Annotated in this window: 10 protein-coding genes, 2 tRNA genes, 3 rRNA genes and 2 pseudogenes; 9 read left to right on the forward strand and 8 right to left on the reverse strand. The window is 58.9% G+C overall.

All coding sequences use genetic code 11. From position 1 onward, the window contains the following. Nucleotides 1-168: 168 nt before the first annotated feature. Together B0G77_RS21305 and cueR are read right to left on the reverse strand one after the other, a co-directional pair. Nucleotides 169-315, reverse strand: a complete 147-nt coding sequence (locus B0G77_RS21305) for a DUF3563 family protein (RefSeq protein ID WP_133663885.1) — start codon at nt 313-315, stop codon at nt 169-171. Between the two features lie 295 nt (nt 316-610). Beyond that, the gene (cueR, locus tag B0G77_RS21310; RefSeq protein WP_133663886.1) at nt 611-1,033 is read right to left on the reverse strand and encodes a Cu(I)-responsive transcriptional regulator; all 423 of its coding nucleotides are present in this window, start codon (nt 1,031-1,033) and stop codon (nt 611-613) included. 132 nt (nt 1,034-1,165) lie between these two features. On the opposite strand from cueR, the gene B0G77_RS21315 reads away from it, so the two are divergent. The 6 genes and pseudogenes from B0G77_RS21315 (at nt 1,166) to B0G77_RS21340 (ending at nt 5,105) form a co-directional block, all read left to right on the forward strand. Continuing rightward, complete coding sequence (locus B0G77_RS21315) at nt 1,166-1,378, forward strand: heavy-metal-associated domain-containing protein (RefSeq protein WP_133663887.1); 213 nt, start codon at nt 1,166-1,168, stop codon at nt 1,376-1,378. A gap of 10 nt (nt 1,379-1,388) precedes the next feature. After that, complete coding sequence (locus tag B0G77_RS21320; protein WP_133663888.1) at nt 1,389-2,303, forward strand: SDR family oxidoreductase; 915 nt, start codon at nt 1,389-1,391, stop codon at nt 2,301-2,303. Between the two features lie 188 nt (nt 2,304-2,491). After that, a pseudogene (locus B0G77_RS21325) lies at nt 2,492-2,644 on the forward strand (transposase domain-containing protein); the annotation flags it as partial. A 147-nt stretch (nt 2,645-2,791) separates the two neighbouring features. Continuing rightward, entirely contained in the window at nt 2,792-3,178 is a 387-nt protein-coding gene (locus B0G77_RS21330; protein ID WP_243750967.1) for a transposase, read from the forward strand. After that, nucleotides 3,175-3,510, forward strand: coding sequence for an IS66 family insertion sequence element accessory protein TnpB (tnpB, locus tag B0G77_RS21335; protein WP_133662130.1), 336 nt, complete (start codon nt 3,175-3,177; stop codon nt 3,508-3,510). The genes B0G77_RS21330 and tnpB overlap by 4 nt, the downstream gene beginning before the upstream one ends. A 63-nt stretch (nt 3,511-3,573) precedes the next feature. Next, nucleotides 3,574-5,105 (forward strand): annotated as a pseudogene (locus tag B0G77_RS21340) (IS66 family transposase). A gap of 153 nt (nt 5,106-5,258) precedes the next feature. On the opposite strand, the gene rrf reads toward B0G77_RS21340, so the two are convergent. The 6 genes from rrf to B0G77_RS21370 form a co-directional block, all read right to left on the reverse strand. Then, nucleotides 5,259-5,372 (reverse strand): 5S ribosomal RNA (gene rrf / locus B0G77_RS21345). A 214-nt stretch (nt 5,373-5,586) separates the two neighbouring features. Next, nucleotides 5,587-8,572, reverse strand: a 23S ribosomal RNA gene (locus tag B0G77_RS21350). A 323-nt stretch (nt 8,573-8,895) separates the two neighbouring features. After that, nucleotides 8,896-8,971, reverse strand: a tRNA-Ala gene (locus tag B0G77_RS21355). Between the two features lie 68 nt (nt 8,972-9,039). After that, nucleotides 9,040-9,116: transfer RNA gene (locus B0G77_RS21360), tRNA-Ile, on the reverse strand. 65 nt (nt 9,117-9,181) lie between these two features. Further along, nucleotides 9,182-10,712: ribosomal RNA gene (locus B0G77_RS21365) — 16S ribosomal RNA — on the reverse strand. Together the 16S, 23S and 5S rRNA genes with 2 tRNA genes alongside form the textbook arrangement of a ribosomal RNA operon. A gap of 474 nt (nt 10,713-11,186) precedes the next feature. After that, nucleotides 11,187-12,308: an AI-2E family transporter gene (locus B0G77_RS21370; RefSeq protein ID WP_133663889.1), complete on the reverse strand. Its 1,122-nt coding sequence runs from the start codon at nt 12,306-12,308 to the stop codon at nt 11,187-11,189. 266 nt (nt 12,309-12,574) lie between these two features. Between B0G77_RS21370 and B0G77_RS21375 the strand changes: the two genes are divergently transcribed. From B0G77_RS21375 to B0G77_RS21385, 3 genes are all read left to right on the forward strand, one after another. Beyond that, nucleotides 12,575-13,789, forward strand: coding sequence for a DUF2863 family protein (locus B0G77_RS21375; RefSeq protein WP_133663890.1), 1,215 nt, complete (start codon nt 12,575-12,577; stop codon nt 13,787-13,789). Between the two features lie 195 nt (nt 13,790-13,984). Continuing rightward, entirely contained in the window at nt 13,985-14,839 is an 855-nt protein-coding gene (locus B0G77_RS21380) for a response regulator transcription factor (RefSeq protein WP_133663891.1), read from the forward strand. An 88-nt stretch (nt 14,840-14,927) separates the two neighbouring features. Next, nucleotides 14,928-15,602, forward strand: a complete 675-nt coding sequence (locus B0G77_RS21385; RefSeq protein WP_133663892.1) for an energy-coupling factor ABC transporter permease — start codon at nt 14,928-14,930, stop codon at nt 15,600-15,602. The last annotated feature ends 174 nt before the right edge of the window (nt 15,603-15,776 follow it).

Raw genomic sequence — 15,776 nt, forward strand, 5'->3', positions numbered from 1 at the left:
AATGCGCACAGAAAACGCTTTACCTTACCGCGACAGCAGCGTTCCGGCTAGTCGATCGTGAGAGGGCGGCCTTACTCCTGGCTCCAGCTGTAACAAAGCCCCGACGCTACGGGGCTTTCCACTTTACAGCTCCAGCTACGCGGCGCGTCCGCCGCCGGTCAGACTGACTTACAGCGAGTAACCGTTCGTTTCGAGCGAGCGAATGCGCTGCTCGAGTTGAACGATATCCGACGACGCAGCAAGGTAAGCCTCACGACGGTCGCGTTCAGCAGTTTCAAACCAGTTGCTCAACTTTTCAATGACGTATGCAAACATGATGTTCTCCAAGGATCAGAAGTGAATCCCCGGTGGATTGCACATCAGGGATATCCCTTAAAAGGGTTAACCCTGATTATATCCCTTCGGTACAACCTGGCTAGTGAAATGCCCGAATGACGAGCATTCCGTTTTGGAATGGTGCACGATGCACCGCGTCTTAAGTCACTGATTTTACGGGAGTACCATCTCTACTTTTCAGCAAAACCCAGATCTCTGGTGCGATTTCGCACCATGGTTGTGCATGAAACGATCTGGGTTGCAACAATAACGGTAAATTGGTTGCACCTTAGCCTTATGTAGCGTGGCAATGAGCCTCGGATGACGGCTCGGAATCGGCGAGCTGCTCGATAATCGGGCATTCTGGACGTGCGTCGCCGTGACAATGGGCAGCGAGATAAGCCAGCGTATCGCGCATTTCGGTGAGTTCGACAATTCGCCGGTCGAGCTCCGCGACATGCTCGAGCGCGATCGACTTTACCTCGGCGCTTGCGCGTGAGCGGTCATGCCAGAGAGCCAGCAGACGGCGAATATCCTCGACCAGAAAGCCCAGTCGCCTTGCCTGGCGGATAAATCGCAGCGAATGCACCTCCTCCGCGCCGTACAAACGATAGCCGGCCGTTGTGCGCGCTTTCGCCTTGAGCAAACCCACGCTCTCGTAATAGCGAATCATCTTCGCCGTGACGCCCGACGCCCGGGCCGCTTCACCAATGTTCATGTCCGTTCTCCCGCAGTGCGTTCAGATCGTACACCTTCCCATCATGGGAAGGTCAGTCAGCCGATAGGTGCTGGCATACAGGCATAATTCAACTGGTGCAGTTCCATTCCCTCTAGCTCCGCAAAAATACCGATGATCGAATTTCAGGTTGAAGGCATGAACTGTCAGCATTGCGTCGCAGCCGTTACGCGGGCGATCCGCGAGCAGGACGGTGCCGCGCAAGTGCGGATCGATCTCGCAGCTGGCCGCGTCTCAGTCGAGTCGAGCCAGCCCATCGATGTCCTGCGGGTAGCAATCGATGAGGCCGGCTATACCGTCGTCGACACACCTGCCAGCGGCAATTGAGGTGAGCCGCATGTTCAAGGTTGCCGTTATCGGAGCATCGGGGTTGCTGGGTCGCGCGATCGTCAATGAACTAACGCAGCAAGCCAGCTGGCAGATCGGGTCGACGGCCTTCCGTCGAGCCGGTCCGCGCATGGCCACCCTCGACGTGCGGGATGCGCAGGCAGTCGACGCATTTATCACGCGCGAAGCGCCGGATGCTATCGTCATTGCGGCAGCGGAGCGGCGCCCGGATGTTTGCGAGCACGATCTGCCGCTTGCCCGTGCACTGAACGTCGACGCGGTACGGTCCGTGGCGTCGGCGGCCAACCGGCGCGGCGCCTGGGTTCTGTCGATCTCCACCGACTATGTGTTCGACGGCGCCCACCCGCCCTATCTGCCCGACGATGCGCCCGCGCCGCTCAATGCCTACGGCCGCAGCAAGCTCGACGGCGAACTGGCGCTGCTCGAAACGGCGGAAATCGGCTGCGTGCTGCGTCTACCGCTGCTTTATGGACCGATCGTCGACTGGCCGGAGTCAGCGGTTACGAGTCTCGTGCCGGCGATCGCCGCATCGGTGCGAAGTTCGCCGGCCGCGAAGCCGGCCGTCATGGACGCATGGGCAATCCGCTACCCGACCTTCACGCCGGATGTCGCGGTGGTCATCCGGCAATTGCTCGAACGTCACGAGCGTGGCGAAGCAGTAAGCGGCATCGTCCAATGGTCCGGCGACGAACCCATGACAAAGCACGATATCGCGCAGCGCCTCACCAAGGCACTACGATTCGATGCGCAACTCACGCCGCAACATATTCCGGCTGACGCTACACCACGTCCCCACAACTGCCATCTGGACTCGGGGCGCCTCGAAGCGCTGGGCATCGGTCGGCGGACACCGTTCGACGCCGCAATCCAGCAGGTACTGGCGAAGTTTCCCTGGCAAGGCTAAACGGCGTAGTGGACGCTTCAGGATTGCCTGACTCCCTGGAACCCGCGTTAAAGAGGTGGCGCCGAGAATTCGGACAGGTCGGTAAGTGGAGGAACCGGGGCGTGAGTCGGTCATAGTGACCGGCAACAAGGAACCAGAAGATGACGAAACGCAACCGACCTGTCCGAATTCTCGGCGCCACCTCTGTTGCCATCATGAGCTTGATCCGCTCGGCGCAATTGAATGGGCTCGATCCACTCGCCTATCTGAAGGACGTCCTGACACGCTTGCCAACGCACAAGGCCAACGACATCGACGCGCTACTGCCGCATTGCTGGCAGCCTCTCTCGACCGCCGCCTAAACTCGCTCGTCAAGACGGGTTGGCTAGCCGCTTTCGAAGCAAACGGAGCCGGATACAGCGTAAGCGCCCGGCAATGTCACCTTGAACCGGCGGGTCATGAAAGCGACGATCGTGTCCACCTATTTTTTTAATGGACACGTGTACGCTATGAACGAAAATGAAGTGGGTTCTGAAGTGGTGCAGCCGAGGCGGCGCCGTCGGCACAGCAAGGAGTTCAAGGAGAAGGTGATTCGTGCGGCGATGCAGCCGAATGTGTCAATCGCTGCGGTCGCGCTGCATTACCAGTTGAATGCGAATTTGTTGCGCCGATGGGTGGCTGCACAGGAGGAACAGGACCTCGCACGTGAGGCGCGCCAGTCGATGAGCGTGCCGCCGGCGGAGTTCGTTCCGCTGCAACTGCAGGCGCCGGGCGCGGTGCCCGCTTCGACGGAGATTCAGATCGAGGTGCGCCGGGGAGCGGCGACCGTCATGGTGCGCTGGCCGCTTTGTGCCGCAGCCGATTGCGCCGCCTGGTTGCAAGGGTGGCTGCGATGATCCGCATCGAGGCGATCTGGCTGGCGACGGAGCCCATCGATATGCGCGCCGGCATCGACACGGTCCTGGCGCGTGTGGTCAAGGTGTTCGGCGCGGCACGTCCGCACCACGCCTACCTGTTCGCCAATAAGCATTCGACGCGCATGAAGGTACTGGTGTACGACGGGTTCGGTATCTGGTTGGCTGCGCGTCGCCTGAACAAGGGGCGGTTCATCTGGACGAATGGGGACCAGGCGATCGCCACCGCGCTCAATCCCGAGCAGTTGCGAGCGCTCGTGACCGGACTACCGTGGCAGACGCTCACACACGATCACGCGATTACGGTCGTGTAATACCCCCAAAGACGTAAACTGGCTTGCTTGCCGCAGCGGGTTGGGTTCTGGCAGACTGGCCCCATGAACCTGCCCGCCAACCTCGACGCTCTGAGCCCCGACGAACTGCGCACACTGGCTGCGCAGTTGATGGCTCAGGTCGGCGAGAACGAGCGGGAACTGCGCTACCGTAAGACGCGCATCGACCAGCTCACACACGAGATTGCCGTGCTCAGGCGTCTGCATTTCGGCAAGCGCAGCGAGCAGCTCAACGCCGAGCAACTGAGTCTGCTCAATGAGGCGATCGATGCCGATCTGGCAGCACTCGAAATCGAACTTGAGCAGTTGCAGCCGGATACACCACCGGATAAGCAACGACAGAAGCCCAGGCGCACACCGCTGCCTCCGCACTTGCCGCGCACCGACATCCACCATGAACCCGACGACAAGACGTGCTCCTGCGGTTGCCAGCGAGTGCGTATCGGCGAGGACGTCAGCGAGAAGCTGGACTATACGCCGGGCGTGTTCACGGTCGAGCGGCACATTCGCGGCAAGTGGGCCTGCAAGGCGTGCGAAACGCTGATTCAGGCGCCTGTTCCGCCTCATGTGATCGACAAGGGCATCCCTACCGCCGGCTTGCTCGCGCAAGTGCTGGTCGCCAAATACGGCGATCACTTGCCGCTGTACCGTCAGGAACGCATCTTCGAACGCGCGGGTCTTGCAATTCCCCAATCAACGCTTGGCGAGTGGGTTGGCGTTTGCGGCGTGCGGTTGCAGCCGCTAGTCGACGCGCTGCGCGACGAGCTTCTGCAACAGGGTGTGCTGCACGCCGATGAGACGCCGGTGCAAATGCTGGTTCCCGGTAAAGGAAAAACGCAACGCGCCTATGTATGGGCGTATGCCACCACGCAGTTCGCCGACGTGCGCGCAGTGGTCTATGAATTCGCGGATAGCCGTGCTGGCGAACATGCTCGCACGTTCCTCGGCAAATGGCGTGGCAAGCTGGTGTGTGATGATTACAGCGCCTATAAAGCCGGATTCGAGCTGGGCATCACTGAAATCGGCTGCGCGGCACATGCCAGGAGGAAGTTCTTCGAACTGTACGCCAACCACAAGAGCCAGATCGCGGAACAGGCCCTGAAATACTTCGTCGCGCTATACGACGTCGAGCGCGACGTTGCAGACCTGAAGCCCGATCGAAGATGTATCGAGCGCCAAGAGCGAGCGCGACCCATTGCCGATGCATTGCATGCCTGGATGACCGGTCAGCGCAAACTGGTCTCCGAGGGATCGGCGATCCCAGGGCACTCGACTACAGCCTCAAGCGATGGGACGCGCTTACACGCTACCTGGTCGATGGGCATGTGCCCATCGACAACAACTGGCTGGAAAATCAGATTCGTCCATGGGCCCTGGGAAGGGCGAACTGGCTCTTCGCGGGCTCTTTGCGTGCGGGCCAACGTGCAGCCGCGATTATGAGCCTGATTCGATCAGCGCAGCTCAACGGCCATGATCCATACGTCTACCTGAAAGACGTACTGAATCGCTTGCCAACGCATCGCGCCGACCACATCGCTCAGCTACTGCCTCATCGCTGGGCGCCGATCACCGCCTGATCGCTGTAGGCACTCCCCAGGGTGCCATTGCCGGGCGCTTACGATACAGCGGCCGCGACGCTGCATGGTGCCGTATGCACTGCTGCTGCGGGCAGGGTGTGTAAACGCAGAAACCCCACCTTTTCGGGGTGGGGTTTCTGGTGCTGCAGGGGAGCCTGACGATTACCTACTTTCACACGGGCAATCCGCACTATCATCGGCGTGGAGTCGTTTCACGGTCCTGTTCGGGATGGGAAGGGGTGGTACCGACACGCTATGGTCATCAGGCATGACTTGTTGTCGCGCTGCGGGGGTTCTGGGCCCGGGGCAGCACAACCAATCGGGAAGAAGTAGTTGCCGATGATGGCTCATCAGCGGGATGCGGGCTGTGATGTGTCGGGCACAACACCGGTCTCAACCTGAGCGCGTTACCCCCTTCGGGGGTGGGATCACTGTAAGCGCTGAAGCGCTAACATTGATCGACACAAAACACACTGGTTATAGGATCAAGCCTTACGGGCAATTAGTATCAGTTAGCTTAACGCATTACTGCGCTTCCACACCTGACCTATCAACGTCCTGGTCTTGAACGACCCTTCAAGGGGCTCGAAGCCCCGGGGATATCTCATCTTAAGGCGAGTTTCCCGCTTAGATGCTTTCAGCGGTTATCTCTTCCGAACATAGCTACCCGGCGATGCCACTGGCGTGACAACCGGTACACCAGAGGTTCGTCCACTCCGGTCCTCTCGTACTAGGAGCAGCCCCCTTCAAATATCCAGCGCCCACGGCAGATAGGGACCAAACTGTCTCACGACGTTTTAAACCCAGCTCACGTACCTCTTTAAATGGCGAACAGCCATACCCTTGGGACCGGCTACAGCCCCAGGATGAGATGAGCCGACATCGAGGTGCCAAACACCGCCGTCGATATGAACTCTTGGGCGGTATCAGCCTGTTATCCCCAGAGTACCTTTTATCCGTTGAGCGATGGCCCTTCCATACAGAACCACCGGATCACTATGACCTGCTTTCGCACCTGCTCGACTTGTCGGTCTCGCAGTTAAGCACGCTTATGCCATTGCACTATCAGCACGATTTCCGACCGTACCTAGCGTACCTTCGTACTCCTCCGTTACACTTTGGGAGGAGACCGCCCCAGTCAAACTGCCTACCATGCACTGTCCCCGACCCGGATCACGGGCCAAGGTTAGAACCTCAAACAAGCCAGGGTGGTATTTCAAGGACGGCTCCACGCAAACTGGCGTTCACGCTTCATAGCCTCCCACCTATCCTACACAGACCGGTTCAAAGTCCAATGCAAAGCTGCAGTAAAGGTTCATGGGGTCTTTCCGTCTAGCCGCGGGGAGATTGCATCATCACAAACACTTCAACTTCGCTGAGTCTCGGGAGGAGACAGTGTGGCCATCGTTACGCCATTCGTGCAGGTCGGAACTTACCCGACAAGGAATTTCGCTACCTTAGGACCGTTATAGTTACGGCCGCCGTTTACCGGGACTTCAATCAAGAGCTTGCACCCCATCATTTAATCTTCCGGCACCGGGCAGGCGTCACACCCTATACGTCCACTTTCGTGTTTGCAGAGTGCTGTGTTTTTATTAAACAGTCGCAGCCACCAGTTTATTGCAACCCCTTCACCCTTCTGGCGCAGGCCAGTCAAGCTACCGGGGCGTACCTTATCCCGAAGTTACGGTACCAATTTGCCGAGTTCCTTCTCCCGAGTTCTCTCAAGCGCCTTAGAATACTCATCTCGCCCACCTGTGTCGGTTTGCGGTACGGTCATCGTGAAACTGAAGCTTAGAGGCTTTTCCTGGAACCCCTTCCAGTTGCTTCGCCGCCTAAGCGGCTCGTCCCATGCCCTTGAATTACGCGCCCGGATTTGCCAAAGCGCCTTCTCCAACACAGGAACCGGGACTTCCAACACCCGGACAACCTTCCGCGATCCGTCCCCCCATCGCATTTCACAATGGTGCAGAAATATTAATCTGCTTCCCATCAGCTACGCATTTCTGCCTCGCCTTAGGGGCCGACTCACCCTACGCCGATGAACGTTGCGTAGGAAACCTTGGGCTTACGGCGAGGGGGCCTTTCACCCCCTTTATCGCTACTCATGTCAGCATTCGCACTTCCGATACCTCCAGCACACTTTCCAGTGCACCTTCGCAGGCTTACGGAACGCTCTCCTACCATGCACATTGCTGTGCATCCGCAGCTTCGGTATATTGCTTAGCCCCGTTACATCTTCCGCGCAGGACGACTCGATCAGTGAGCTATTACGCTTTCTTTAAAGGGTGGCTGCTTCTAAGCCAACCTCCTGACTGTTTTAGCCTTCCCACTTCGTTTCCCACTTAGCAATATTTGGGGACCTTAGCTGGCGGTCTGGGTTGTTTCCCTCTTGACACCGGACGTTAGCACCCGATGTCTGTCTCCCGTGATTGCACTCTTCGGTATTCGGAGTTTGCTATGGCGAAGTAATCCGCAATGGACCCTTCAACCATGACAGTGCTCTACCCCCGAAGGTGATACACGAGGCACTACCTAAATAGTTTTCGGAGAGAACCAGCTATTTCCAGGTTTGTTTAGCCTTTCACCCCTATCCACAGCTCATCCCCTAACTTTTCAACGTTAGTGGGTTCGGACCTCCAGTACGTGTTACCGCACCTTCATCCTGGCCATGGATAGATCACCTGGTTTCGGGTCTACACCCAGCGACTGAACGCCCTGTTCGGACTCGCTTTCGCTACGCCTGCCCTAATCGGTTAAGCTTGCCACTGAATGTAAGTCGCTGACCCATTATACAAAAGGTACGCCGTCACCCCGCTTTAAGCGCTCTCGCGCTTAAATCCGCCCTAAGCGCGCAGCTGTCCTGTTTCAGACTCGATGTCTTTTGACGCACTCACTTCGTGAGCGCGCCCAAAGCGCTTAAAGCGGGGCTCCGACTGTTTGTATGCATGCGGTTTCAGGATCTGTTTCACTCCCCTCCCGGGGTTCTTTTCGCCTTTCCCTCACGGTACTGGTTCACTATCGGTCGATCACGAGTATTTAGCCTTGGAGGATGGTCCCCCCATCTTCAGACAGGATTTCACGTGTCCCGCCCTACTTCTCGTACACCCAGTTCTTCCTCGCTGTTTTCGCCTACAGGGCTATCACCTGCTATGGCCGCACTTTCCAGAGCGTTCGGCTAACAACAAAGATAAAGAGTACAGGCTGCTCCCATTTCGCTCGCCACTACTCTGGGAATCTCGGTTGATTTCTTTTCCTGCGGTTACTTAGATGTTTCAGTTCACCGCGTTCGCTTCACATGGCCTATGTATTCAGCCATGGATACCTCAAAAGAGGTGGGTTTCCCCATTCGGACATCTTCGGATCAAAGCTCGTTTGCCAGCTCCCCGAAGCTTTTCGCAGGCTACCGCGTCCTTCATCGCCTGTGATCGCCAAGGCATCCACCACATGCACTTGTTCGCTTGACCCTATAACGAGTGTGTCTTCCCGGGCCCCGACGGGGACCGTGTCCTCACACACATTACAGGTTGAGTATTCGTGTTGCGCCGTATTCCAAAGCAATCTTTCGATCACCTTTAAAATACATCGATACAATCACAACCCTGATTCACCTACTCGGACACCCATCTCGAGGCACCCTTTCGTGAATCTCTTTACTACTTCTTCCTGATTGTTAAAGAACGACAGCCGATAGCATGATCACCGATCACCTATCACTCTGACTGGCTCAATCGCCAATGCAAAACGCTCTGCACCGCATACCGCCGGCAGAACACTGCGCATTGAGGATTGGTGGAGGATGACGGGATCGAACCGACGACCCCCTGCTTGCAAAGCAGGTGCTCTCCCAGCTGAGCTAATCCCCCAGTCATGCACGCACACCGCTGTGCGCATCCGCTACCCCAGGGGTGCACCGATCAGCCACCGCAGACAATGGTGGGTCTGGATGGATTCGAACCATCGACCCCCGCCTTATCAAGACGGTGCTCTAACCGACTGAGCTACAGACCCCTGAGTCTGTCTTTTTCACAGCCGATAAGCGTGAGCGCTCAACGTTGAACACGTGTTGGCTCGAGAAAGGAGGTGATCCAGCCGCACCTTCCGATACGGCTACCTTGTTACGACTTCACCCCAGTCATGAATCCTACCGTGGTGACCGTCCTCCTTGCGGTTAGACTAGCCACTTCTGGTAAAACCCACTCCCATGGTGTGACGGGCGGTGTGTACAAGACCCGGGAACGTATTCACCGCGGCATGCTGATCCGCGATTACTAGCGATTCCAGCTTCACGCAGTCGAGTTGCAGACTGCGATCCGGACTACGATCGGTTTTCTGGGATTGGCTCCCCCTCACGGGTTGGCAGCCCTCTGTTCCGACCATTGTATGACGTGTGAAGCCCTACCCATAAGGGCCATGAGGACTTGACGTCATCCCCACCTTCCTCCGGTTTGTCACCGGCAGTCTCCCTAGAGTGCTCTTGCGTAGCAACTAGGGACAAGGGTTGCGCTCGTTGCGGGACTTAACCCAACATCTCACGACACGAGCTGACGACAGCCATGCAGCACCTGTGCGACGGTTCTCTTTCGAGCACCCCGGCCTTTCAGCCAGGCTCCGTCCATGTCAAGGGTAGGTAAGGTTTTTCGCGTTGCATCGAATTAATCCACATCATCCACCGCTTGTGCGGGTCCCCGTCAATTCCTTTGAGTTTTAATCTTGCGACCGTACTCCCCAGGCGGTCAACTTCACGCGTTAGCTACGTTACCAAGTCAATGAAGACCCGACAACTAGTTGACATCGTTTAGGGCGTGGACTACCAGGGTATCTAATCCTGTTTGCTCCCCACGCTTTCGTGCATGAGCGTCAGTATTGGCCCAGGGGGCTGCCTTCGCCATCGGTATTCCTCCACATCTCTACGCATTTCACTGCTACACGTGGAATTCTACCCCCCTCTGCCATACTCTAGCCCGCCAGTCACAAATGCAGTTCCCAGGTTAAGCCCGGGGATTTCACATCTGTCTTAACGAACCGCCTGCGCACGCTTTACGCCCAGTAATTCCGATTAACGCTCGCACCCTACGTATTACCGCGGCTGCTGGCACGTAGTTAGCCGGTGCTTATTCTTCCGGTACCGTCATCCCCCCGCCGTATTAGGGCTGAGGTTTTCTTTCCGGACAAAAGTGCTTTACAACCCGAAGGCCTTCTTCACACACGCGGCATTGCTGGATCAGGGTTGCCCCCATTGTCCAAAATTCCCCACTGCTGCCTCCCGTAGGAGTCTGGGCCGTGTCTCAGTCCCAGTGTGGCTGGTCGTCCTCTCAGACCAGCTACAGATCGTCGCCTTGGTAGGCCTTTACCCCACCAACCAGCTAATCTGCCATCGGCCGCCCCTTGAGCGCGAGGTCTTGCGATCCCCCGCTTTCCTCCTCAGAGCGTATGCGGTATTAATCCGGCTTTCGCCGGGCTATCCCCCACTCCAGGACACGTTCCGATGTATTACTCACCCGTTCGCCACTCGCCACCAGGGTTGCCCCCGTGCTGCCGTTCGACTTGCATGTGTAAGGCATGCCGCCAGCGTTCAATCTGAGCCAGGATCAAACTCTTCAGTTCAAACCTGTTACTGTTTTTCGGTTGTTTTACCAACCGGTCGCTCACTCAACGTACTGACGAATGATCCAGCCGTCTCGCGACGGCCAAACCTTCCTTTCATTACTGTGTGAGACTTGATACCTTCGCCTGTCCTGACCGGCCCCGAAGGACCCGCCAGCGCGTCGCCATCAAGCGCCCACACTTATCGGCTGTTAGTTTTTAAAGATCGATCCGCGTCGCGCGCCGCACCGGTCAGACCACCCTCCGGTACCGCCTCGCCCTGCGTCGCTGCATCAGCAGCAGAGAAACGAGATTATGAAGAACTTCCGCTATGTCGTCAACAGGTTTCTTTAACCACCCCAGCCCGCCAACCACCTCGCAAAGCCTTGCCAACCCTGGCTTCCCGCTTCCCCGCGCCTTCTTCCGAAAGCACGAAAGACCGGAATTCTAGCCAGCCTCCCGCACCCTTGCAAGCACTAGGCTGAATTATTTTTTTCAGGGTGCTTTTTCGACGCGCCGCGACTCCTCAGTCGATCCAGATTCCGGTTTCATTCCGGAAGCCAGTGCACTGGCCGCAGGCGAGCCGATCGTCCAGTCATGCAATACGGTATAGGCCACGGCTAGCAGCGTCGGCCCGATAAAAACACCAAGGAAGCCAAACGCGAACGCGCCGCCAAGGATGCCGAGCATGACGAGAATCAACGGCATGTCGCTACTCTTGCCGATGAGGATCGGCTTGATCACGTTATCCGACATGCCTACTGCCACCACACCCCACACCACAAGGAAGATTGCCCAGCCCGTCTCGCCCCCGTGATAAAGCCAGATCGCCGCGGGCAGCCAGACGATCACCGGGCCGCCCGGCACCACAGACAGAAAGAAAGTCGCGAGACCGAGCAGCGCCGGCGCCGGGACACCCGCGATCCAGCATCCGAAGCCGGCCAGAATGCCCTGCACGAGCGCCGTCCCGAGAATGCCATACACGACACCCTTTACCGTATTGCCAGCGAGCGCCAGCAGATAATCGGCACGCTCGCCGGCAATTCGTCGCATCCCGGCGGTCAGCCACGCCGCCGCGCCCTCGCCGCCGGTGTAGAAGAAAAACGCGAGGATAATACTGAGCGCAAGCAGTCCGACCCCGTGCGTCACTACAACGGCCGCTGCAAGGATCCACTTGCCGGCAGGCGCGGCCAGCGTCCGCACCTGCGCGAGCATTTCAGAATCGCTGCTGGTCACGCGCTCCCAGAACGACTCGATATTCGAACCGACGAGCGGTATCTGCGCCACCCATGCCGGCAAGTCCGGCAGGCCCGAATCGAAAAGCTTCTCCACCAGCGCCACGATGTCTTGCACGTGCGCACCGAACGCGAATCCGGCATAAACGAACGGTCCAAGCAATACGATCAGGATGATGAACACGATCAGGGTGGCCGCCCACTTGCGTCGGCCGCCCAGCGCCGCTGCCAGCTTCCGGTACAGCCCCCACGAGCTGTAGCTCAGAATCGCGCCCCACAACAATGCCGTCGTAAACGGCGCCAACACCAGCAGCGAACCACCCACGAGTATGAGCAGCGCGAACACAGCGGCAAGCCGCTCGATCAGTTGGTCCAGCTTCATTGTGAGCCCCCGGTTATGCCAGACTGCGGCCACAAAGGCGCACACACCCGGCCCGGGCGGCGCCCATCGCTGGAAGTATAGGAACCCTGGGTGCCGCGCATGAAACGACAGTTCGAGGCGACGCAGCAACAATGCCATCCGGGCAACTTCGAACACCCGGTCTTCCAGGGCGAGCAGCCTATGCCGTCCGGCTTGCCCCTTCAAAAGATATAAAGGCACAGAAAAGACTAGAATATACGGTTCTGTGCACCCAAAACTCTGGATTTATGCGCTCGCGAATCGCCAAACGTCTCCCTCCTGACGCCGACAAGCTTGTCGGTCTCTCGCTCGCGCTCTTCGCGTCGGGCAGCCGCACCGAAGATCGCTTCTGGGAAGCGAAACTCGACGCGCTGCTGGCGAAAATCGTCCGCAATGGCAACCAGACCACGCTGGATGCTGCTCTCGATCATCTGCAACAGAATCACCCGGACGCGTACGGCGCCCTCGCAGACATGGCCGAAACGCACAGCGAATCGTTCCAGATCGACTACAACGGCGTACTCCACGAGGCCCTGTTGATCGCTGCCCCGGTGCTCGCCTGGACCCGCTACGCGATTCCGTCCGGCCCGCTCAAGGGCGACGCGGCCGATGCACTCCGCGCCCACCTGCAGGCACATGTGCTGGCAGCGGACACGCGCGTCGCCATGGCGCCGTTCCTCTACAGCATCGACCAGTTGCCGCGCCACCACGTCGAAACGTGGCGGGTTGCACAGCAACTTGCGCAAACAGCAGTCGGCGGCCACAGCGCGAAGATCAACTTCGGCGAACTGCCGGAAACGTCGCCGATCCTGGCCGACCCGCGCTTTCTGCTCGCTGTCGTCGCGGCACCGGTCGGCGCCCCCGTCTTCCGCTGGCAGGAAGAGGAACACGGTAGCCGCATCGAACGCGGCCAGTGCCTCGAACAGTGGGCGACGCAGGGCGGCGCCAATCTGTCGGTGGTACTCCCGGGTTGCGAGTTCGAATGTCTGCTCCCCGACGCCTACTACTCCGCGTGCCGCGACGCCGATGAACGCGTGCGCCCGCATACCGTCCGGACGGCCGTGCGCTATCTGTTCGACACGATCGGCGCTGCGCCACAGGAATTGCGCGCTGTGGTCGCAGGATTCGGCGAAAGGCACATCGACGAATATCGCATCGGCTTTACGCGTCGCGGCAGCAATGAGGTGATCTATGGTGTCGTTTGGCCGCTCTACGGACGCGAAAACGGCGAACCCGGTATCGACGAGGAACCGCAGGAAACGTCCCCTGCCGACGGCCCGCTCGAAGAAATCGTCGCGCTGCTGAAGGAAACCGGCGTCACCGAAGTCCGCCGCCACGCGGGCCGCTTCGAACCCGAATATTGTGACGACTGCGGCGTACCGCTCTACGCGGATCCGCTTGGTGAAATCGTGCATGCCGAAATGCCGGAAGACGCAGAACCAGCGCAACCTCATTTTCACTGACAAACACGCCGCCAGATTCTGACAGCCCCGCCACCTGCGGGGCTTTTTTCTTAGTGCTCTCCCTATGCCTTTCGGACAGGCAGTCCTGCGCCCAGGAATTTGTCATCATTGGGCCGGTGACGCATCACGAGGCGTCCGGCACTGCCCGGCTCCTTCACATCGCGTCATCCCGACCGACTCATCAGGAGGCAAGGCATGCGATTCTCGGTTCTCAACTCGGAAGCCGAAAGGCGCGAAGGACTCAAGGCTCTGTTACGACAGATCGATCGCCAGGCGCGTTTCAGCGAAGCGCAGGACTGGCGTCAGGCAGACCGGACATTACGCCGGCTCAGACCCGATCTGCTCGTGATCGACTGGGAAGACTGGATGCGCATCAGCGACGCCCGCGCGTTGTTCGCGGCGCATCCCGCGTTACCCGTCGCGGTACTCACAGACGACGCATCGCCCGCCACGGTGCGCGGCCTGATCGACGAAGGCGTGCTCGGCGTGATTCCGCGTGGAACCAATCCTGACGTGATCGTCCGGGCGTTCGAAATGGCTCTGCTAGGCAGTCACTATGTGCCGGCGGGCGCGCTGGCGCTCGAGTCGCCGCCTGCGCCCGGCGTCCCCGCCCGCAGACCCAATACCGGCAATCAGAAGCCACCACGGCGGACAAGGCTCACAGGTGGGTTGTCGCCGCGGCAGGAGCAGATCATGCGCTGCGTGCATATGGGTAGCACCAACAAGATGATTGCCCGCACTCTCGGCATCAGCGAAGGCACGGTCAAAATTCATCTCGCCAGTATTTTCCAGCAGCTCGGCGCACCAAACCGCGCTGCTGCGGTTGCGATCTACAACGGCTGGCTCGCCTCCCAACTCGAAGTGTTGCGCTCTGGCGAAGAATGCACGCCGCGACCTGCACTCGGTCAGACTGGCGCTGTTCCACTACGCCTCCGCGCGAATCGCCGCTTCAAATATCCGTTGCCGGCAAACGACGCCGGCGGCGCCGTCGCTACCGCGGCGGAACCCACGACACCGTTCGGCGAACCACCTCCCTGGTCGGCGCAATGACCGTCCACAGCACTTGCCAGCGAATCTCGAGCACGGCTGGCACGGATTCCGCTCACACCTTTTTCTGTCCAACGAGTAATATGAGTACATGGGTTTCCTCTACACACCGCTTCCGCTCTGGGTCGCTGTCGGTGGCTGGATCGCCACTGCGATGCTGCTTGCGCTCGCGCTGTGGAAGAACCCTTTCAAACGTCTTCAGGATGCCACGCTGCAGCACGTCTGGCTCTCGCTTATCGTCGCGATGTCAGTGCTGTGGGCGAGTAATGCATGGCTCGAGGACGGCACCGTCATGCACCTGCTTGGCGCGACGCTTGTAGTGACGCTCTTCGACTGGGCGCTCGCGCTGATCGCAATGGCAGCGGTCACGGGCATGGCCGCCGTGATCTTCGATGCACCCTGGCAAGGTATCGCACTCACTTTCCTGATTTTTGGCGCATTGCCGGTGGCTGTATCGACGCTTCTGCAACGGGCGATCATCAAATGGTTGCCACACAATCTGTTCGTCTTCATTGTCGGCCAGGGTTTCCTGTCCCCGGCTATTGCGGTGACGGTAACAGCTTTGGCGGCGGTCGCCTCGCACGTTGCCCTGACGGGCGGATCGATGACAGTGGTGCCCGTGGCCTACGCCTTCAGCATCTTCCTTCTGGCCTCCGGCGAAGCGTGGTTTACCGGCATGTCGACGGCATTGATTGCCGTTTACCGGCCGGCCTGGGTGACCACATACGACGTGCGGCGCTATCGGCTCGGCGGCCCGCGAATCTGAGAATCCGCGACACCCGTCATTACGCTGTTTAGATGGCGTCGTGAAACCTGGGACTATCCCGCACAAGCTTTTTATCGATGCAGCGTGTGCCTGGCTCAACGCAATGCAGCGTGCTGCGCCAGCACAATTTGGAGAATCATTTCCGGCACGCCGCGTCTGTCGAGCTCGCCCACC

The organism is Paraburkholderia sp. BL10I2N1, assembly GCF_004361815.1.
GTDB lineage: Bacteria > Pseudomonadota > Gammaproteobacteria > Burkholderiales > Burkholderiaceae > Paraburkholderia.